Annotated in this window: 18 protein-coding genes; 11 read left to right on the forward strand and 7 right to left on the reverse strand. The window is 68.2% G+C overall.

The genetic code is table 11. From position 1 onward, the window contains the following. Positions 1-236 precede the first annotated feature (236 nt). Both ACNTAO_RS06645 and ACNTAO_RS06650 read left to right on the forward strand, forming a co-directional pair. Positions 237-1,781, forward strand: coding sequence for an acyl-CoA carboxylase subunit beta (locus ACNTAO_RS06645; protein WP_435161180.1), 1,545 nt, complete (start codon positions 237-239; stop codon positions 1,779-1,781). A 1-nt stretch (position 1,782) separates the two neighbouring features. Then, a complete protein-coding gene (locus ACNTAO_RS06650; protein ID WP_435161181.1) occupies positions 1,783-2,163 on the forward strand; it encodes a DUF8022 family protein in 381 nt (126 codons plus the stop codon). Between the two features lie 7 nt (positions 2,164-2,170). Here the strand turns inward: ACNTAO_RS06650 and ACNTAO_RS06655 are convergent, their stop codons facing one another. Continuing rightward, a complete protein-coding gene (locus tag ACNTAO_RS06655; RefSeq protein ID WP_435161182.1) occupies positions 2,171-2,458 on the reverse strand; it encodes a DUF7987 family protein in 288 nt (95 codons plus the stop codon). 84 nt (positions 2,459-2,542) lie between these two features. Between ACNTAO_RS06655 and ACNTAO_RS06660 the strand changes: the two genes are divergently transcribed. The 4 genes from ACNTAO_RS06660 (at position 2,543) to ACNTAO_RS06675 (ending at position 5,984) form a co-directional block, all read left to right on the forward strand. After that, the gene (locus tag ACNTAO_RS06660; RefSeq protein WP_435161183.1) at positions 2,543-4,408 is read left to right on the forward strand and encodes an acetyl-CoA carboxylase biotin carboxylase subunit; all 1,866 of its coding nucleotides are present in this window, start codon (positions 2,543-2,545) and stop codon (positions 4,406-4,408) included. 38 nt (positions 4,409-4,446) lie between these two features. After that, complete coding sequence (locus ACNTAO_RS06665; RefSeq protein WP_435161184.1) at positions 4,447-4,794, forward strand: hypothetical protein; 348 nt, start codon at positions 4,447-4,449, stop codon at positions 4,792-4,794. Between the two features lie 53 nt (positions 4,795-4,847). After that, positions 4,848-5,312, forward strand: coding sequence for a TRAM domain-containing protein (locus ACNTAO_RS06670; protein WP_435161185.1), 465 nt, complete (start codon positions 4,848-4,850; stop codon positions 5,310-5,312). 153 nt (positions 5,313-5,465) lie between these two features. After that, a complete protein-coding gene (locus ACNTAO_RS06675; RefSeq protein ID WP_435161186.1) occupies positions 5,466-5,984 on the forward strand; it encodes a Tfx family DNA-binding protein in 519 nt (172 codons plus the stop codon). 4 nt (positions 5,985-5,988) lie between these two features. Here the strand turns inward: ACNTAO_RS06675 and ACNTAO_RS06680 are convergent, their stop codons facing one another. Further along, on the reverse strand, positions 5,989-7,047 hold the full coding sequence (locus tag ACNTAO_RS06680) for a succinylglutamate desuccinylase/aspartoacylase family protein (RefSeq protein WP_435161187.1): 1,059 nt from the start codon (positions 7,045-7,047) through the stop codon (positions 5,989-5,991). Between the two features lie 97 nt (positions 7,048-7,144). On the opposite strand from ACNTAO_RS06680, the gene ACNTAO_RS06685 reads away from it, so the two are divergent. After that, a complete protein-coding gene (locus ACNTAO_RS06685) occupies positions 7,145-7,972 on the forward strand; it encodes an MBL fold metallo-hydrolase (RefSeq protein ID WP_435161370.1) in 828 nt (275 codons plus the stop codon). Here the strand turns inward: ACNTAO_RS06685 and ACNTAO_RS06690 are convergent, their stop codons facing one another. Then, entirely contained in the window at positions 7,973-10,504 is a 2,532-nt protein-coding gene (locus ACNTAO_RS06690; protein WP_435161188.1) for a DEAD/DEAH box helicase, read from the reverse strand. 296 nt (positions 10,505-10,800) lie between these two features. On the opposite strand from ACNTAO_RS06690, the gene ACNTAO_RS06695 reads away from it, so the two are divergent. Beyond that, positions 10,801-11,292 (forward strand): DUF5807 family protein, encoded by a 492-nt coding sequence (locus ACNTAO_RS06695; RefSeq protein WP_435161189.1) that lies wholly within the window; start codon positions 10,801-10,803, stop codon positions 11,290-11,292. A gap of 67 nt (positions 11,293-11,359) precedes the next feature. Here the strand turns inward: ACNTAO_RS06695 and metX are convergent, their stop codons facing one another. Both metX and ACNTAO_RS06705 read right to left on the reverse strand, forming a co-directional pair. Beyond that, complete coding sequence (gene metX / locus ACNTAO_RS06700) at positions 11,360-12,649, reverse strand: homoserine O-acetyltransferase MetX (RefSeq protein ID WP_435161190.1); 1,290 nt, start codon at positions 12,647-12,649, stop codon at positions 11,360-11,362. A 2-nt stretch (positions 12,650-12,651) separates the two neighbouring features. Further along, positions 12,652-13,965: an O-acetylhomoserine aminocarboxypropyltransferase/cysteine synthase family protein gene (locus ACNTAO_RS06705; protein WP_435161191.1), complete on the reverse strand. Its 1,314-nt coding sequence runs from the start codon at positions 13,963-13,965 to the stop codon at positions 12,652-12,654. 147 nt (positions 13,966-14,112) lie between these two features. Here ACNTAO_RS06705 and recJ point away from each other — a divergent pair, with 147 nt between their 5' ends. Continuing rightward, complete coding sequence (gene recJ, locus ACNTAO_RS06710) at positions 14,113-15,537, forward strand: RecJ family nuclease (protein ID WP_435161192.1); 1,425 nt, start codon at positions 14,113-14,115, stop codon at positions 15,535-15,537. 90 nt (positions 15,538-15,627) lie between these two features. On the opposite strand, the gene ACNTAO_RS06715 is transcribed toward recJ, so the two are convergent. Continuing rightward, positions 15,628-16,191: a HalX domain-containing protein gene (locus ACNTAO_RS06715; RefSeq protein WP_435161193.1), complete on the reverse strand. Its 564-nt coding sequence runs from the start codon at positions 16,189-16,191 to the stop codon at positions 15,628-15,630. 239 nt (positions 16,192-16,430) lie between these two features. On the opposite strand from ACNTAO_RS06715, the gene ACNTAO_RS06720 reads away from it, so the two are divergent. Beyond that, on the forward strand, positions 16,431-17,159 hold the full coding sequence (locus tag ACNTAO_RS06720) for an RAD55 family ATPase (RefSeq protein WP_435161194.1): 729 nt from the start codon (positions 16,431-16,433) through the stop codon (positions 17,157-17,159). A gap of 36 nt (positions 17,160-17,195) precedes the next feature. On the opposite strand, the gene ACNTAO_RS06725 is transcribed toward ACNTAO_RS06720, so the two are convergent. Further along, positions 17,196-17,534 carry an ArsR/SmtB family transcription factor gene (locus ACNTAO_RS06725; protein ID WP_435161195.1) on the reverse strand — a complete coding sequence of 113 codons (339 nt, stop codon included), beginning with the start codon at positions 17,532-17,534 and terminating at the stop codon, positions 17,196-17,198. A gap of 392 nt (positions 17,535-17,926) precedes the next feature. Here ACNTAO_RS06725 and ACNTAO_RS06730 point away from each other — a divergent pair, with 392 nt between their 5' ends. Then, positions 17,927-18,523 carry a flagellin gene (locus ACNTAO_RS06730; protein WP_435161196.1) on the forward strand — a complete coding sequence of 199 codons (597 nt, stop codon included), beginning with the start codon at positions 17,927-17,929 and terminating at the stop codon, positions 18,521-18,523. Position 18,524 lies beyond the last annotated feature (1 nt).

An 18,524-nucleotide genomic window follows, 5' to 3' on the forward strand; every position in this document is an offset into this window, starting at 1 on the left:
CGACGCCGTTCTCGGAGCTATGCCGATACCGGTGTCTGCTCAACTCCGGCGCGCGAGATCAGACGGTGAACGACGCGGCTGGGTGATCGGGCACGTGTGTACGGTGTGGGACCTATCGTGTGACCAGACACCACGATATTCGACGATCGTCTATTACGTGTTCGTCGGAGAAGGGAATCCTTTTGCCGTCGCTCGCCGACCCCACGGACAATGACGCAGGGTGGTCCGACGTGACGATGGAGGACCGGATAGAGGAGCTGCGGGACCGCCGTGAGCGAGCCGCGAACGGCGGCGGCCAGGACCGGATCGACGCCCAACACGAGAAGGGGAAACTGACCGCCCGCGAGCGAATCGAGTACTTCGTCGACGACGGGACGTTCCACGAGTTCGACCAGTTCCGCACCCACCGGAACCACACCTTCGGGATGGAAGAACAACAGCTCCCGGGCGACGGCGTCGTCACCGGGTACGGCGACGTGAACGGTCGGAAGACGTTCGTGTTCGCACACGACTTCACCGTCTTCGGGGGCTCACTCGGAGAGGTGTTCGCCGAGAAGGTGTGTAAGCTGATGGATACGGCCGTAGAGGTCGGAGCCCCGATCGTCGGGCTCAACGACTCCGCGGGCGCGCGAATCCAGGAGGGCGTCGCCTCACTCGCCGGCTTCGCGGAGATCTTCCGACGGAACACCGAGGCCTCCGGCGTGGTTCCACAGATATCGGCGATCATGGGGCCGTGTGCCGGTGGGGCCGTCTACTCGCCCGCCATCACCGACTTCACGTTCATGGTGAACGACACCTCTCACATGTTCATCACCGGCCCCGACGTCATCGAGACGGTCACCGGCGAGGAGGTGAGCTTCGAAGAACTCGGCGGCGCGGTCACTCACACCGGTACCTCCGGGGTCGCACACGTCGCCGAGGAGTCCGAGGAGGCCGCACTCGACAGCATCGCGCACCTGCTCTCGTACCTCCCGGCGAACAACGTCGAGGACCCGCCACGGGTCGAGCCGTGGGACGACCCCGACCGAGCCGACGAGTCGCTGACGGCGGTAGTCCCGGACGCGCCGCGAAAGCCGTACGACATGCGCGAGGTGATAGACGGCGTCCTCGACGAGGGGTCGTTCTTCGAGGTCCACGCGAACTTCGCGTCGAACCTCCTCGTTGGGTTCGCCCGGCTCGATGGCCACTCCGTCGGCGTCGTCGCAAACAATCCCCGCGTGAACGCCGGCACCCTCGACATCGAGGCCAGCCAGAAGGGTGCGCGATTCGTTCGGTTTTGTGACGCGTTCAACATCCCGATACTCACCTTCGAGGACGTGCCTGGGTTCATGCCTGGCACCGACCAGGAACACGGCGGGATCATCCGTCACGGCGCGAAGCTGCTGTACGCCTACGCTGAGGCGACTGTCCCTCTCCTAACCGTTATCACTCGCAAGGCGTACGGGGGTGCCTACTGCGTGATGGCGTCGAAACACCTCGGCGGCGACGTCAACTACGCCTGGCCCACCGCGGAGATCGCGGTGATGGGGCCACAGGGCGCGGTGAACGTGCTCTACCGCGAGGAACTCGCGGCGGCCGAAGACACCGAAGCACACCGCAAAGAGCTCATCAAGGAGTATCGCGAAGAGTTCGCGAACCCCTACACCGCCGCCGACCGCGGGTTCGTCGACGACGTGATCGAACCGACCGAAACCCGCGCTCGGCTGATCGACGACCTCGAGATGCTGCGAGGCAAGCGCGCCGAGAACCCCGAGAAGAAACACGGCAACCTGCCGATCTGAGATGGCCATCGACGACATCGAACACAGTGACGACGACACCGCCCCCGGCGACGACGACACCGCCCCCGGCGACGACACTGTTCACGACGACCGAACCACCACGTCGACGTCAGCGGTGGATGCGAGTACACCAGACGGCCTCCGGTTCTCGCCGGCTCCGACTCCAGACGAAGCGGCGGCCATCGCCGCCGTGATAGCCGCTCACCGTCATGACCGCGCCGTGGCCGCGGCGGCGGCAGCTACCGACGGTGACGACGAGTGGACCGACCGTCGCTGGCGCTTTGCGGGGCGGCTGTCGGCCGTCCGCGGTCGCCCGGCGCGGGTGCCGGAGACTGCGCCCTCTGACCCTTGGACGGCTGCCGGCCGGAGTGACCGGTTTTGACCCGGAGTCAGTGCAGGTCCTCGCCCTCGTTGACGGCCGATGCGGACCCCTCGCCCGAGACGGGGCTGTCTGTTGTCTCTCCCACTCGGTCTGATTCTTCATCTGCTGCCGAGAGCGACCCGCCACGAACCGCACGCACGACCGTGTTGAGCCCGATCGGCGCGACGATCGCGAGTCCGACGAGGACGCCTACACGGACCACGATCGAGAGGTCCGTCGCCACGGAGAGCCCGAGGTAGACGGCACCGCCGAGGAGCACCGCCGGCAACATGTACGGATTCTCTGCTGCGAGCATCGACAGCCAGTTGCTCGAGTGGCATCGACTTAACCGCCGCGGACCGACAGAGTGAGGTTACCCTTCCGAGAAGTGGGCGGCACGATGTTCGACACGGTACTGGTCGCGAATCGCGGCGAGATCGCCGTCCGCGTGATGCGGGCCTGCGCCGAACTCGGCGTCGAGACGGTCGCCGTCTACAGCGAGGCAGACGCCGACGCCGGCCACGTGCGCGCCGCCGACCAGGCGTACAACGTCGGCCCGGCGCGCGCGGCCGACTCGTACCTCGACGGCGAGGCGATCGTCGAGGCCGCGCTGGCAGCGGATGCCGACGCGATCCACCCCGGATACGGCTTCCTCGCGGAGAACGCCGCGTTCGCCGCGCGGGTCGAGGCGACGGACGGGCTCACCTGGGTCGGCCCGTCGAGCGACGCGATGACCGAACTCGGCGAAAAGACCGCCGCTCGCCGGGTGATGGCCGACGCCGACGTGCCGATCGTCCCCGGGACGACGGAGCCGGTCGACGACGTCGACGACGTGCACGCGTTCGGCGAAACCAACGGCTACCCGATCGCGATCAAAGCCGAGGGGGGCGGTGGCGGCCGCGGGATGAAGATCGTCGCGGAGCCGGCGGAGGCCGAGACCCAGCTCGAGTCGGCGCGCCGTGAAGGCGAGGCGTACTTCTCGAACGACGCCGTCTATCTCGAGCGCTACCTCGAGACGCCGCGACACGTGGAGGTCCAGGTGATCGCAGACATCGGCGACGACGGCGAGCCGCGCGTCGTCCACCTTGGCGAGCGCGACTGTTCGTTACAACGCCGCCATCAGAAGGTAATAGAGGAGGGACCGTCCCCGGCGCTCTCCGACGCCCTGCGCGAGCGCATCGGGGCAGCGGCCCGCCGAGGCGTCGCCGCCGCCGACTACACCAACGCCGGGACCGTCGAATTCCTCGTCGAAGAGGACCCCGACCGCGACCCCGACGAGCCGCTCGGCCCGGAGACCCCGTTTTACTTCCTCGAAGTCAACACGCGCATCCAGGTCGAACACACCGTCACCGAGGCGCTCACCGGGATCGATATCGTCAAAGAACAGCTCCGGATCGCGGCCGGCGACGGGTTGACCCTCGACCAGTCGGCCGTCTCGATCGACGGCCACGCGATGGAGTTCCGGATCAACGCCGAGGACGCAGCTGCCGACTTTCAGCCGGCGAGCGAGGGTCGTCTCGACGTGTACGACCCACCGGGTGGCATCGGCGTCCGCGTCGACGACGCGCTCCGGCAGGGCGACGAACTCGTCACCGACTACGACTCCATGATCGCGAAGCTGATCGTGTGGGGGGCCGACCGCGAGGAGTGCCTCGCACGCTCCCGGCGAGCGCTCGCGGAGTACGCCATCGAGGGCGTCGTGACGATCGTCCCGTTCCACCGGCTGATGGTCGACGACGACCGGTTCCGTGCGGGCACCCACACGACGAAGTACCTGGACGAGTCCGTCGACGCCGACCGGATAGCCGAGGCCCAGACGCGGTGGGGGACGGCCGCCGCTTCGACCGAGGCGTCGGACGACTCCGCCGCGACCGAACGATCGTACACCGTCGAGGTGAACGGGAAGCGATTCGACGTCGAGCTGGCGGCCCACGACGCGCCACCGATCGACCCCGGCGAGACGGACGACGTCGGATCGGCGCCGTCACCTGAGCGACCCGCGCGGGGGTCGAGTACCGACGACGGTGCGTCGAGCGCCGAGGTCGGCGGCGGCGGCGAGGCGATCGACGCCGAGATGCAGGGGACGATCCTCTCGGTCGAGGTCGCCGAGGGCGACACGGTCGCCGCCGGCGACGTCGTCTGCGTGTTGGAGGCGATGAAGATGGAAAACGACGTCGTGGCCGACCGCGGTGGCACCGTCGCCGACGTCCGCGTCGCGGCGGGTGACGGCGTCGACATGGGCGACGTCCTCGTCGTCCTCGAGTGACCGACGGGATTTAACCGACCGCCCGAGAACGGCGGGGCATGGAGCCGGTCGACGACTGGCGGGCAGTGATCGCGGAGACCGGCGAGCTCACCGGCCCGATCGCGGCCGCGATCGTCGCCGACCACGGGGACCGCGGCCAGCGCGCCCTTGAGGCGGTCGCCGAGGGGCGCGTGAAACGATACCGTGACTTCACCGTCGTCGTCGGCCACGAGGACGAGTACGTCGTCGAGGACGGCGCGTGTGACTGTGCGGATGCGACGTACAACCTCGACGACGACGACCCGATGGCCCGGTGCTGGCACGCCATCGCCGTCGACGTCGCCGAGGCGGTCGGCGCGGTCGACCACCACGACATGTGGTACTCCGAAGTCCGTGAATTCCTCTAGGTTCGGCTCTGAGACCCGAAAACGTTTACAACGGCGGCCGGTCTCCCTCCTGTATGGCGGACTGTCCACTCGCCGACGACTGCCCCAGCTTCGACGAGCGAATCCAGGGGATGGGGTGTCAACACTACGGCAACAAAGGCGGCGCCGAGTGGTGTAACCACTACGACATGCCGATATACGAGCTCAAACAACAGCCGGTCCAACCCGGCGAGGAGGTCGTCGTCGAGGTCGACGATATCCACGAGAGCGGTGCCGGCGTCGGCCGCACCGAAGACGGGTTCATCGTGCTCGTCGACGGCCTGCTTCCGCCGGCTCGCGCGACCGTGGCGATCCACCGGGTAAAATCGAGCCACGCGACGGCGAAGGAGGTCGTCGAGCGGCTCCCCGACGAACCGGTCGACGGCGACGAAGCCGAAGGGGCCGCTGACGCGGAGGCCGACGAGAGGGATGCCACAGACGACGAGCGATCCACCGGCCGAGAGCGACTCGGCAGCCGCGAGAACTTCTGGGGCCGCTAGCCCCGTTCGGGGCGCAGCTCGCCGACGGACAGTCCACACGCCGCCGATTCGCGGCCAACTCGACACGCCCCGAGGCCCCTCGATCGACCTGCCTTCCAGTCGACTAATCGCTCCGATCCACCGTTTTTTCACCGATGCCGCCCTACGTCTGCTATGGTCGCAGACGACGCCTCTCGTGGCTCGGACGACGGTGCCGGTCGGCCGGCGGAGCCTCCAGACCCCGAAGACGTCGACGCGGAGGCGTTGTTGGCTCACGCCGGGTTCGACGCCGACGCGGGCGTGCTCACCGAACGACAGGCCGAGGTGCTCGCGCTTCGCGAACAGGGGCTCAGACAGGCGGTCATCGCCGAGCGCCTGGGCACCTCCCGGGCGAACGTCTCCAGCGTCGAGGCGAGCGCGCGGGACAACGTCGAGCGGGCCCGGGAGACGGTGGCGTTCGCCGAGGCGCTGTCCGCGCCGGTGCACGTCGAGATACCCCCGGGAACCGACCTCTACGACGCCCCAAAGCGCGTGTACGACGCCTGCGATGCGGCGGGCGTGAAGGTGAACAAGACGGCTCCCGACCTGATGAAGACGATCGGCGACCGCGCCGGCGACGCGGTGTACGGCCGGGAGGTCCGTGAACAGCTGTACGTCACGGTCGGTGCCGACGGTCAGATCCGGGTTCGGTGAGCGGTCAGTCGTCGATCCGCTCAGCGACGCCGACGAGCGTCGCACCGGCCGTGACGGTCGCATCGCGGGCCACGGAGTAGACGATCCCGTCGCGGTCGGCGACCGGTCGCTGGAGCGTCTCGAACGTCGTCGGGTCGTACACCTCACCGAGCGCGTCGCCGGCGGCCACCGAGTCACCGATCGTGAGCCCGGCTGCCGGACGGAACAACCCGGAGTCGGCGGCAGTGACCCGGCCGAGGTGGTTGCGCGCGACGATGCCGTCCCACGGTTCCGGCTCGCCGTCGAGGACGCCCGTCGACTCGAGCGCGCCGACGACGCCTTTCACGCCGGTCTCGACGGCCGACTCGACGAGCTGTCGGCTGTGGGCGAGTTCTGGCGTGATCGTCGGAATGCCGCGCCGGCTGGCGGCGACGCGTAGCTTCCCGTCGAAGTTCCGCTCGCTCCACTCCGTGTCGGCGTCGTCGCCGGCAGCCTCAGCCAACAACAGGTCGGTCCCGAACGCCTCGGCGAGCCGACGGCAGTCGGCGTCGCCTCGCAGATAGACCGTGTGGGTAAGCATCTCAGAGGACCCCGTGTGGAGGTCGACGACGGCGTCTGCCTCCCGCACGAACCGCCAGAGCCGGGCGGCCATCCGCTCGTGGAGGGTGCCGTCGGTGTCGCCGGGCCAACACCGGTTCATGTTCGGCGACACCGAGTCGAACACTTCTGGGGTTGTGTACGAGACGTGGTCGAACGTCAGTGGGTCTGCGACAGGAACCGAGACGAGCGTTCCGGTGAGGGCTTCGTCGTCAGCTTCGTCGCCGTCGTCGGCTCCGTGGCTGTCGTCTGTGACGTGGTCACCAACGAGCCGGTCGTGGAGTCGACGCAAGACGGCCGTCCCGTTCACCTCACGTCCGTGTTGGGCCGCTTGCGCGTAGACGACGGGGCCGCTGTCGTCGGGGACGACGAGCGCGGGGCCGTCCTCGCCGTCAACGAGCGTTCCCTCGCCGTAGACGTGAACGGTCGTTCGGATCGGCACACCCGAGGGGAGTCGGGCGAGAACCAGCGTGCGACTGTCGTGCATGGACGGAGGGTCGGCGGGCGATCCGTTAACCGTTGGGTGTCGACGCGTCCTACCAACCACCGACGCTAAGTTCGTGCAGAGTGGAGCGTGTGACGAGATGCGGGTCACGCTGCTCGGCACGGGAGACACGACGGGGACGCCGACCGCGGGGTGTACGTGTGCCACCTGCGCGGCGGCTCGCGAGCGCGACGTCTCCCGGTCGCGCTTCTCGGTTCACGTCGCCAACGAGCGCACCGACGAGTCGCTGCTCGTCGACTTCAGTCCCGACTTCCGCCGGCAGTTTCTCGACCACGACGTGGCGCTCCCGGACGCCGGGCTCGTCACGCACATTCACTTCGACCACCTCGACGGCCTCGGCAACGTCTACCGGCTCGTCGACGGCCTCCCGGTGCACGCCCCGAACGAGACCGATCCAGCGACGAACGAGAGCGTCGCCGAGACCATCCGCCGGAAGTACGACTACCTCGGCGATCGCATCAGCGTCCAAGCGCGCGAGCCGTTCACCCCGTTCGAGACGTGCGGATTACGGGTGCAGTTCGTCCCCGTCGATCACCCACCGCTCCGGTGTTTCGGACTCGTCGTCGTCGACCCCGAGACGGGCGCGAAGCTCTCGCTCACCGGCGACACGAGCTACGACGTTCCCGTCCGGTCGCGGACGGCACTCGCCGACGCCGACCTCCTCTTGGCGGACGCGATCGTCCCGGCGTCGGCGTGTGCGACCCATCCGATCGGGGGGCGTCACGAGACCGACGCCGGCGTCCCCCGCACGTTCGGTACGAAACACATGACGCGGGAGGGCGCACTCGACCTCGCTGCAGAGCTCGACGCCGACCGAACCCGGCTCGTCCACCTCGCGCACTACTACCCGCCCGACGAGGCCTTCGAGGAGCCGCTCGCGGTCGACGGCGAGACGTACGAGCTGTGATCAGCGCTCCGGCTCGTAGGCGCTCGCGACGACCTCGCGGATGCGCGCGGCCGTCACCTCGCCAACGCCGTCGACCGCCTGGAGGCGCTCCTCATCGGCCGTCATCACCGCCTCGACGGAGCCGAGGGCTTCGAGAAGCGACCGGGCGGTCACCGGACCGATGTCGGCGATGGCAGAGACGACGTACTCCTGTTGTTCCGTGCGGGTCTTCGTCGTCTTCTCGCCGTGGACGCTCACCTCGCGGTCACGCGTCTCCTGTTCGCGGCGAGCGATAGTCGCGAGCAGGGCGGTGGTGTCGGCCTCGCTTTCGGTTCGGAGCACGCTCACCCCGAAGTCGACCGCGAGCGACGCGAGGGCGCCACGGATCGCGTTCGGCTCGACGTTACGTTGGCCGTAGAGGTTCGTCCCCTCGACGACGACCGTCGGCCTGGCGTACGCGCGCGCGAGCTCGCCGACCTGCGCGAACAACGACCGGTCCGCATCGAGTACGGAGTCGACGAAGTCGGCCGCCGACTTGCGCTCGACGGCAACCCGGTCGGAGAGCACGTAGTCGCCCACCGCGAGCGTCTCGAGCCGCGTAGTCAGCCCGCCCCACGTAGAGAGGTCCTTCGCGATCGACGAGTCCAGCTCGCGCTGATCGACGACGACCTCGACGCCCGTCTCGCGGCCGGCGGTCGCGACGATCCCCCCGTCGCCGTCTATCGCGTCGCTCTCGTCGCCGTCTGCCGTGTCGCCCGCGTCGTTGTCGCCTGCGTCGTCCTCGTCGGCCGCGTCGTCTCCGACCTCGTCGCGGCTCTCTGCGGCGAAGTCGGTGAGGCCGGCGTCTGTCGCCGCCGTGTCGCGCTCCCCGCCGTCGGCTGGCTGGTCTGCCGCCGGCTCGTCGGCTGTCTCGGGGGCATCGGCCGCTCTCTGTGACGCGGAGCCGGCCGTCGTCTCGGGAGCTGCCTCGGCGAACGCGTCGAGACCGGCCTGGCCGTCGTCGACGGCGGCCTCGACGTCGTCGGTGGCGGCTTTGAGCTCGGCGAGTTGTTGTGTCATCTGTTTTTCGCGCCGCTTCGAGATCCAAAAGAACGCCTCGTCGCGGGTGTCTTCGGCCATGAGCACGACGACCTGTCCTTCGGCCTGCCGGCCAGTCCGTCCCTTGCGCTGGATCGATCGGATCGCCGTCGGCACCGGCTCGTAAAAACAGACGAGGTCGACCTCGGGGACGTCGAGGCCCTCCTCGGCGACGCTCGTCGAGACGAGTACCTCGAACGCCCCGTCGCGGAAGTCCTCGAGCGTCTCCTGTTGTTGCGTCTGGGTCATCCCGTCGGAGCCTTCTTTGTCACCCTGACCGACGAACTTGTGGACGTCGAAGCTGGCGTCGAGAAACTCGACGAGCGCCTCGGCGGTGTCGCGCGACTCGGTGAACAGGATCGCGCGGTCGCCGCCCTGAATGCCCAGCGTCTCCGCGAGGAGGATCCGCGCCTTCGAGAACTTCGGGTGGAGGCCGTCGAACGACTCGGCCTTCCGCATTGCGGTGCGGACCCGCGGGTCAGCGACCATCCGCTGGCTCGCCTTCGAGGCGCCGGACGAGCGCGCGGCCTCCCGCTGGCGCTCGAAGTACCGCCTGACCGACTCCACCGACTGGGTCTCGACGAGCTCAACGGCACGACGGAGCTTCATCACCTCCGCGTGCGTGGACATCCCGGTGTACCCGTCGGACTGGTCGTTGTCCATCATTTGTTTGAGCTGGCCACGCATCCGGTTGAGGTCGCGCTGTGAGAGGTCCGGGCTCGTCTTGTTCGTCACCCCGAGTTCTTTCAACGACTCCAGTCGGTCGGTTATCACCTCGTTCAACGCGTCGCGAATCTCGAGGACCGGATCGGGGAGCGTCACCCGCTCCCAGCGGACGTCCGTGTCGTGGGTGTACTCGTCGACGTCGGCGTCCGTCTCGGTCATCACCTCGACGTTCCGGAGCCCGAGGTTCTCACACACCGTCTCGATCTCGTCCGTGTCGCCGCCCGGCGAGGCCGACATGCCGGTCACGAGCGGGTCGGCGGCGTCGGCGTGGTATCGCTCCGCGATGTAGACGTACGCGTAGTCGCCCGTGCCGCGGTGACACTCGTCGAACGTGAGGTGGGTGACGTTTTGCACGCTAATCCGGTTCCCGACGAGGTCGTTCTCGACGACCTGTGGGGTCGCGATCACGACGCGGGCGTCGTCCCAGACCGCGGCGCGATCGTCGGGTGGCACCTCGCCGGTGAACACGACGATCTCGTCGTCGGGGATCGAGAGCGCCTCCCGATAGAACTCGGCGTGCTGTTGTACCAACGGCTTCGTCGGTGCCAACAACAGGGCAGTTCCGCCGGCCTCGTGGAGTCGTCGAGCCGTGACGAGCAGACTCACGGTCGTCTTACCGAGGCCGGTCGGCAGACACACGAGTGTGTGGGCGTCGCCCGCCGCCTCGGCCAGCTGGAGCTGGTACCGGCGACGCTCAAGGAAGCCGTCGACTACCAAGGGATGTGTCAGTCCGTCGGCCTCGGTCGCCATCATCGACGATTCGGCGTCCTCCGTCTAAAGGGTTCGCGAAGCGAGGCGGAAGTGGAGAGGCGACCGTCTCGGCCGGGTGTCACCGATCGCCGGAGTCGTCGGGTCGGCGGTCCTCGGGCACGGTTTCGTCGACCAGCGCTGCCCACTCAGCGAGCCGGTCTCCCGTCGGTGTGCGCGCGCTCATCGTCTGAGGGATCTCGAGAGCCATTGGTAAATCTTTCGCCGATCCTCGCGCCGCGGGGGACGTCGCTATTCCGAGCCGCGCCGCTTTTACCCGCCAACGGTCTCACTCGTACATGAGCGACCTGGCTGCGTTCCTCGCTGGCGACCGCCTCGACGACGTGGTGTTGTATCTCAGCGACGTCTTCTTGGACGACGACTCACGGCTGCGTGACGTCGGCACCGAGACCGACGACGGCGTCCGACTCGTCCTCGACGGCGAAACTGGCCGGGACGCGTTCGCGGCGGGTACCGGGATGGATGCGATGTCGTTCGCGGGCGACGCGATGGGAACGTCCGGTGTGATCGCTCGCTCGCTCGACGCCGGCGCGTGTCCGGATGCGGACGCAGATGCGGGGGCCGCCTCCGACGCGGACGCCGGGACGAGCGCCGACGCAGCCGCCGAGGACCACGCGGTTCGGTTTCTCCTCGCGTTCGCCGAGGCACAGAACGAGGCGGTCGGGGGACGGTACGCCGACGGCGACGTGATCCACGCATACGCACACTGTGCCTGTGGCGCACGCTACGCCGACCGCTGGGTCGTCGGCGAACGGGACGACCCAGTCTGAGCTGTCGGTCTCGTCCGTCGTCGGCCGGCTCGGCCGGCAGCGATCGTCTCGCCCGTCTGTGGGCTGTTCACCCCTTGAACAGGCTGGCGTGTACCGGCGCGTGGTCGCGGTCGTCGTCGCCGACCGCCTCCCGCACGGCACCGTCGTGGTCCGCGACGGCTCGTCCCTCGACGCCAGCGTCGAGAAAGTCGCGTAGCGGGGGACCGACGTGCTCCGGTTCGACGAGAAACGCGTCGTGGCCGTGGTCGGAGTCGATCACGTGGTGGGCGACCGGTACCTCGCGGTCTCTGAACGCCGACGCCACCGCGGCGGACTGTTCGACCGTGAAGTGCCAGTCGCCGGTGAAGCTCATCACGAGCGCCTCGCCTTCGAAGGCAGCGAGCGCGTCGGCGTCGCTCCCGTATCCGGCCGCCAGGTCGTACTCGTCCATCGCGCGGGTGAGGTAGAGGTAGCTGTTCGCGTCGAAGCGGTCGCTGAACCCGTCGGCTTGGTAATCGAGGTACGACTCGACCTCGCGGTACGGGAAGAACGCGGCCGTCGGACCGGCCTCGAGTCCGAGGTCACCGTCGTCACGACTCAGCGAGTCGCGCCCTGCCGAGCGACGCCCGAATTTCTGGGCCATCGACGCCTTCGAGAGGTACATCACGTGGCCGATCTGTCGGGCCAGCGCGAGGCCGGTGTCGGGGTCGGGACGGGCTGTGCCGTAGTAGTCGCCGCCGCGCCAGTTCGGATCCGACCGGATCGCCCGTCGTGCCACCGCATCGAGGGCGAGACACTGCGCGTCGAGCCGCGCCGCGGCGGCGATCGGAACGACCCGGTCGACGTCGTCGGGGTAGCGCTTCGCCCACTCGAGCGCGTTCATCCCCCCGGCGCTCCCGCCGACGACCGCTCGAAGTCGGCCGACGCCGAGGTGATCGAGCAGCCGGCGCTGGGCCCGTGCCCAGTCTGCGATCTGGACCGGTGGGAACGCGGTCCCCCACCGGTCGTGGTCGGGGTCGTCGCCCGGGAGGTCGACGTCGGCAGGGCGCGTACTCGACGGACCAGACGTGCCGTAACACGATCCAGGGACGTTCGCACACACCACGTAGTACTCGGTGGTGTCGATGGCCTTCCCGGGACCGACGACGTCGTCCCACCACGCGCGGGCCTGGCCCGCCTGTCCGGCGTCAGCCCCGGATTCGGGCGTACGCGCCACGTTCTGGCTGCCGGTGAGCGCGTGACACACCAGGACGACGTTGTCGCCGTCGAACTCGCCGTACGTCTCGTAGGCGACCGTCAGCTCCGGTATCGACTGTCCGCACGCGAAGGTGAACGACCCGAGCGAGGCGACGCCGGCATCGGTGGGTGTCGCGGCCACGATTACGTCCCCTCGTCGTGTCGCGATCTACTCGTTGCCGCGGCCGTCGCCGTCTCGAGTGCGGCGTCGAGGTCGGCGATTACGTCGTCGGCAGCCTCGATACCGACCGAGAGCCGAACCATGTCGGGCGTGACTCCGGCGTCGCGCTGAGTGGGCTCGTCGAGCTGTGCGTGGGTCGTCGAGGCGGGGTGGATGAGGAGGGTCTTCGCGTCCCCGACGTTGGCGAGGAAGCTCGCGAGCTCGACGGACTCACACAGCGTCTTCGCGGCCTCGTACCCGCCTGCGAGGCCGGCGGTGATCACTCCGCCGTAGCCGTCGAGGTACCGCGTCGCGTTCTCGTGTGTCGGGTGCGAGTCGAATCCCGGGTACGTCACCCAGGCGACGCGGTCGTCCGCCCGCAGGAACTCGGCGACGGATCGGGCCGTCTCGCAGTGGCGGTCCATCCGAAGCGGGAGCGTCTCGACGCCCCGAAGCGTCTGCCAGGCGTCGAACGGCGACTGTTGGCCGCCGGTCGGACGAACGCCTCGCTGGCGGGCGACGTTCGCGAAGGCCGCGTCGCCGAATCGGTCGACGAAGTCGACGGGGAACGCCGGCGACTCTCCGGAGAGCTCCGCGTAGTCCGCCTCGGGGTGGTCCCACGGGAACGTCCCTCCGTCGACGAGGACGCCGCCGACGGTCGTACCGTTCCCGGAGATCCACTTCGTCGTCGACTCCCAGACGACGTCCGCGCCGTGTTCGACCGGCCGACAGAGTGCCGGGGTCGCGAACGTGTTGTCGACGAAGAGCGGGACCGCGTGGTCGTGGGCGACGTCGGCGACGCGCTCGAGGTCCGGCGTCACGAGCGAGGGATTCGCGATGGTCTCCACGTGGACGAAGGCGGTGGTCTCGTCGATCGCGTCGGCGTACGCCGCGTAGTCGGTGGTCTCGACGAGACGCGTCTCGACGCCCCGCCGGTTCGCGATCGTCTCGAGGTACGTCGCCGTGCCGCCGTACATCTCCGCACTTGCGACCACAGAGTCGCCGGCCTGTGCGAGCACCGTGACGGCCGCGTCGAACGCGGCCATGCCGGACGCGGTGGCGACGGCCCCCGATCCTCCTTCGAGCGCGGCGAGACGGTCTTCGAGCGCGCGGACCGTCGGATTCGAGACGCGGGAGTAGACGTCGCCGTCGTCTCTGAGGGCGTAGCGGTCCGACGCCGTGTCCGCGTCTTCGAACACGTACGACGTCGTCTGGTGGATCGGCGTCGCGTGTGCACCCGTCGCCGGGTCGGGCGCCGTGCCGGCGTGGAGGCTGCGGGTCCTGAACCCACGTGTCATGTACGTAGTGCATATCTCTTTGTGCGGATATAACCGTCAGTTACGGCAATCGCTGCCGGACGACGGCCGCAGCGAATGGGGGCCTCACGCGTGGTCGTCGCAGTCGAGACGTGCGTTTATACCCGATGACGCACCAACTCGTTCGTAATGGCCGCCACAGACGCTCCGATCCCCGACCTCCGTGGACGCGCCGACGCCTGTGCCGACCGCCTTCGCGCGGCCGACCGAGTCCTTCTCGTCTCGCACATCGACGCCGACGGTCTCACGAGTGCCGCCATCGCGTCGTCGGCGCTCGCACGCGCGTCCATCGACCACCGAGTCGTGTTCGAGAAACAGCTCGACGACGACGCGATCGCGGGGATCGCCGCCCGCGACCACGAGGTCGTCCTGTTCACCGACTTCGGGTCCGGCCAGCTCGACGCGATCGCCACCCACGAGACGCGCGGGGACTTCGTCCCCGTGATCGCGGACCACCACCAGCCGGCCGACGCCGACACGCGGTACCACCTCAACCCGCTCCTCGAAGGGATCGACGGCGCGAGCGAACTCTCGGGAGCGGGCGCGAGCTACGTCCTCGCCCGCGCGCTCGAGGGGCCCGCCGTCGACAACCGCGACCTCGCCGCCCTGGCAGTGGTCGGCGCGGTGGGCGACATGCAGGACGGCGGCGGCGGACTCGTCGGCGCGAACGAGGCCATCGTCGCCGACGGCGTCGACGCGGGCGTCTTAGAGAGCCGGACCGACATCGACCTCTACGGCCGTCAGACGCGTCCGCTCCCGAAGCTCCTCGAGTACGCTTCGGACGTGCGTATTCCGGGTATCTCCGGCGACGAGGCCGGCGCGATCCGGTTCCTCCGTGGCGTCGACGTCGACGCGACCGACGACGACGGCGACTGGCGACGATGGGTAGACCTTACCGACGCAGAACAGCAGACGCTCGCCTCTGCGCTGATCCGTCGGGCGGTCTCTTCGGGCGTACCGGCCGATCGGGTCGACGCGCTCGTCGGGACGTCGTACACGCTCCTCGACGAGGCGGTCGGCACGGCGCTGCGCGACGTGAGCGAGTTCTCGACGCTGCTCAACGCCACGGCCCGCTACGACCGCGCCGACGTCGGCTTGGCAGTGTGTCTCGGTGACCGCGGCGCCGCACTCGAGGAGGCACACCGGCTGCTCCGGTCACACCGGCGGAACCTCTCCGAGGGGCTTCAGTGGGTCAAAACGGAGGGGGTGACCGACGAGCCGAACCTCCAGTGGTTCGACGCCGGCTCGCGTATCCGAGAGACGATCGTCGGCATCGTCGCGGGGATGGCCGCTAGCTCGTCGGCGGTCGACCGCGGCAAACCCGTGGTTGCCTTCGCAGAGGCGAGCGACGTGGAACTCAAGGTCTCCGCGCGTGGCACTGGTCTCCTCGTCCGTCGTGGGCTCGACCTCTCTGTGGTGATGCGCGACGCGAGCCGTGCCGTGGGCGGCGACGGTGGCGGTCACGACGTCGCCGCCGGGGCGACGATCCCGGCCGAGGCACGCGACGCGTTCCTCGAGCGGGCGAACGCGCTCGTCGGCGACCAGCTCTCGTGAGCGAGGTCACCGTCGCTCCTCGTCGGGCGCCGTCGTACGCCCCCGTCTGCGTGCTCGGTCGCCGCCACCGACTGACGCCGCGTCGACGCCTCAGCGCCGACCGAGGTCGCGGAACATTGTTCGGTAGTCCGCGGGCGACAGCGACGCTGCGGCGTCGTCGATGTCGGTGTCGATAGCCTCGAGTCGGTCGACGAGCCGTGTGTACGCCGCGTTCGCTTCGAGTTGTTCTGGCGCCCGCTGTGCCTCGAGCACCGCACGCTTGCTCGCCAGCGCGGCCGCCTCGCGAAGCAGGTCGTCGTACTGCGATCGCGCGAGCAGCGTCTCGAGTGCGGTGTGAAGACTCTCGCGGTCGACGGGCTTCGTCACGTACAGGTCGAACCCCATCTCGATGATGTCGAAGTCGGGCTCGACGGCCGTCACCATCGCCACCCGACAGTCGAGTCCCGTAGACCGCACGTGCGTCAACACATCGCTGCCGTCGCCGTCGGGCAGTCGTCGGTCGAGCAGCACGGCGTCGAAGGACTCGTCCACCGTCTCGACGGCCGCCTCGACCGTCGACACGACGGTCACGTCGTGCCGGTCGTCGAGGAACTGCTCGTACAGCGCGGCGATCTCGGGTTCGTCTTCGACGACGAGGACCGACGCCTCACGCACGTCTTCCCTCCCCGTGGTGCGCCGTGATACCCCCTCGTACCATACGTTACCCGTGGCGCACCGGCGAATAAGTGTATCGCCTGCGGGAGGTCGAGTGACCGTCGCCCGTACGAACGACGTGTCCTCCTGGTTCGGGCCGGAATCTATCGGCTCGGAGCGGTAGCGACCGACTCGAACCGGCACCGACCGGGTCGGGCCGGACCACATAGTATAGGTGGCCTGCGTGAGTCGGTCAACTGATGACCCACCTCGTCTCGACGGGCGTCGAGGGCCTCGACTCCATCCTCTCCGGCGGGCTCACGGAGCGGTCGACCGTCCTCGTCTCCGGCAACCCAGGCACCGGCAAGAGCATCTTCGGCATCCAGTACCTCTACACGGGCGCGACCGACCACGACGAACGCGGGGTGTACGTCTCCTTCGAGGAGGACGAAGCCGACATCCGCGCCGCCGCGACCGCCGTCGGCTTCGAAGGGTTCGAAGACCTCGTCGACGACGGCGAGATCGTCGTGTTGGACAAACGCGAGATGCTGCGTGAGACCGACTTCTCGACCGCCGTCGACCGGCTGTTAGAGACCGTCGAGGGCGGCGAGTTCGACCGGTTAGTGCTCGACTCGCTGTCGATGTTCCAGCTCTTTTTCGAGGACGAACACGAAAAACGGACCTACCTGCTGAAGTTCTCGGACATCCTCAAGGCGAACGGGCTCACCTCGCTTCTGATCGCCGAGCAGGGGGCGGTGTTTCCGGACACCGAGGTCGGTCTGGAGAACTTCCTCACCGACGGTAACGTCTACTTCATCCAGACGCCGACCGAGTCCGGCGTCACCCGGTACGTGTGGGTGGCGAAGATGCGGAAACAGGACATCGACACGGACATCTTCCCGATGGAGATCGGGCAGGGGGGAATCACCGTCCACGAGCGTGCCGGCGGGTTCTCGATGATGAGCCAGTCTGACGGCCCGTCGTTTTGAACCGCTCGCCGTGCGGGTGCTCGTTGACAGAGCGCCTCACTGCGTCGCAGAGAGGTCCCGCCACACCTCGTCAAGCCGGTTCTGTACCGCCGAGCGTTCGTCGAGCTCGACGGTGAGCTCGTCGCGGAAGTCGACCGCGACGCCGTCGACGGTCCGGCGGTACACCTTCACGCGGCGGTGCTCGGCCGAGAGCGGTCGGTCGTGGAGCTCGATGAGCTCCGCGTCCTCGAGCTCGTCGATGCGGCGGTAACACGTCGCGATGGGGACGTCGAGCTCGTCGCTGAGGTCCTGTGCGGACTTCGCCTCCTCGGTGGCCGTCAGAATGTCCGTGTTGTACTTGTTCCCGAGCACTTCGATCAGGTCGTCCCCGGACATACTGGTATCACTCTTGAGTTTTGGGACAAAAAGATGTCGGTGGACCGATGAGCGGGGTCCGACGTCGTCGACACCCTCGTGCCGTCCCCGAATCGCCGCGGTTCCCGCTCCTGGCTGTGCCCTCGATCGTGGCCGGCGTTGTCCGCGGCGTTCTCGCCGGTGAGAGCGACGGCCGGCCGGGCGCGTGTGGTGGCTGCCGTCCGGCACGGTGTCGACGTGGCGCTCACACCGGGATCCACACCTTTATTCCAGTTGCCCTGCCGCTAAATAACGAGAAAACCGCCAGCACGCACCGTTTTATCACGATGAATAATCGGCGGGGAGCGTTTATGTAGATCTTCTGGATTTGCGTTGGTAACGCCCTCGGGATGGCCGCGGGCTCACAGCAAACCATGTTCGAACCGAACCGAGCGGAGGAGCGGGGTCAGGTGGGGATCGGGACGCTCATCGTGTTCATCGCGATGGTGCTGGTGGCGGCGATCGCCGCCGGCGTCCTGATCAACACCGCCGGGTTCCTCCAGACGCAAGCAGAGGCAACGGGCGAAGACAGCACACAGCAGGTGAGCGATCGCCTGCAGGTCGTCAGTCAATCGGGGTACCTCAGTGACCCCGCGAACGGGACGGTCGACCACCTGACGTTCGTTCTGGCGCGGTCACCCGGAGCGGACAACATCGACCTCAACACCGTCTCGGTCGAGATGACGGGAACGAGCGGCCAAGAGACGTTCGACCTGAGCAGTAACGTCACGAACGTCACCATCTTCACCGGCGGTGAGGACAACGTGCTCACCGACGCGAGCGACCGTGCGGAGGTCTCGATTGCGCTTTCTGACGACAACGATGTCGGCGTCGCCCCCGGCGAAGACCTTGATTACACGCTCGAAGAGGGCGACGCGCTGACGGTGACGTTCACCACGCAGAGCGGCGCGACGATGACGACGGAGATCCGGATTCCAAGCACCGTGGTCGACGAATCAGTGAGGCTATAAC

The organism is Halorubrum zhoui, assembly GCF_051194155.1.
Classification (GTDB): domain Archaea; phylum Halobacteriota; class Halobacteria; order Halobacteriales; family Haloferacaceae; genus Halorubrum.

Excerpts from the sequence above, each read along its gene's own strand:
- ACNTAO_RS06690 (WP_435161188.1), bottom strand. The coding sequence starts at position 10,504 with ATGGCGACCGAGGCCGACGGACTGACACATCCCTTGGTAGTCGACGGC.
- ACNTAO_RS06645 (WP_435161180.1), top strand. The coding sequence starts at position 237 with ATGGAGGACCGGATAGAGGAGCTGCGGGACCGCCGTGAGCGAGCCGCG.
- ACNTAO_RS06725 (WP_435161195.1), bottom strand. The coding sequence starts at position 17,534 with ATGTCCGGGGACGACCTGATCGAAGTGCTCGGGAACAAGTACAACACG.
- recJ (WP_435161192.1), top strand. The coding sequence starts at position 14,113 with ATGGCCGCCACAGACGCTCCGATCCCCGACCTCCGTGGACGCGCCGAC.
- ACNTAO_RS06730 (WP_435161196.1), top strand. The coding sequence starts at position 17,927 with ATGTTCGAACCGAACCGAGCGGAGGAGCGGGGTCAGGTGGGGATCGGG.
- ACNTAO_RS06655 (WP_435161182.1), bottom strand. The coding sequence starts at position 2,458 with ATGCTCGCAGCAGAGAATCCGTACATGTTGCCGGCGGTGCTCCTCGGC.
- ACNTAO_RS06705 (WP_435161191.1), bottom strand. The coding sequence starts at position 13,965 with ATGACACGTGGGTTCAGGACCCGCAGCCTCCACGCCGGCACGGCGCCC.
- ACNTAO_RS06670 (WP_435161185.1), top strand. The coding sequence starts at position 4,848 with ATGGCGGACTGTCCACTCGCCGACGACTGCCCCAGCTTCGACGAGCGA.
- ACNTAO_RS06685 (WP_435161370.1), top strand. The coding sequence starts at position 7,145 with ATGCGGGTCACGCTGCTCGGCACGGGAGACACGACGGGGACGCCGACC.
- ACNTAO_RS06695 (WP_435161189.1), top strand. The coding sequence starts at position 10,801 with ATGAGCGACCTGGCTGCGTTCCTCGCTGGCGACCGCCTCGACGACGTG.
- ACNTAO_RS06675 (WP_435161186.1), top strand. The coding sequence starts at position 5,466 with ATGGTCGCAGACGACGCCTCTCGTGGCTCGGACGACGGTGCCGGTCGG.
- ACNTAO_RS06650 (WP_435161181.1), top strand. The coding sequence starts at position 1,783 with ATGGCCATCGACGACATCGAACACAGTGACGACGACACCGCCCCCGGC.
- ACNTAO_RS06680 (WP_435161187.1), bottom strand. The coding sequence starts at position 7,047 with ATGCACGACAGTCGCACGCTGGTTCTCGCCCGACTCCCCTCGGGTGTG.
- ACNTAO_RS06665 (WP_435161184.1), top strand. The coding sequence starts at position 4,447 with ATGGAGCCGGTCGACGACTGGCGGGCAGTGATCGCGGAGACCGGCGAG.
- ACNTAO_RS06660 (WP_435161183.1), top strand. The coding sequence starts at position 2,543 with ATGTTCGACACGGTACTGGTCGCGAATCGCGGCGAGATCGCCGTCCGC.
- ACNTAO_RS06720 (WP_435161194.1), top strand. The coding sequence starts at position 16,431 with ATGACCCACCTCGTCTCGACGGGCGTCGAGGGCCTCGACTCCATCCTC.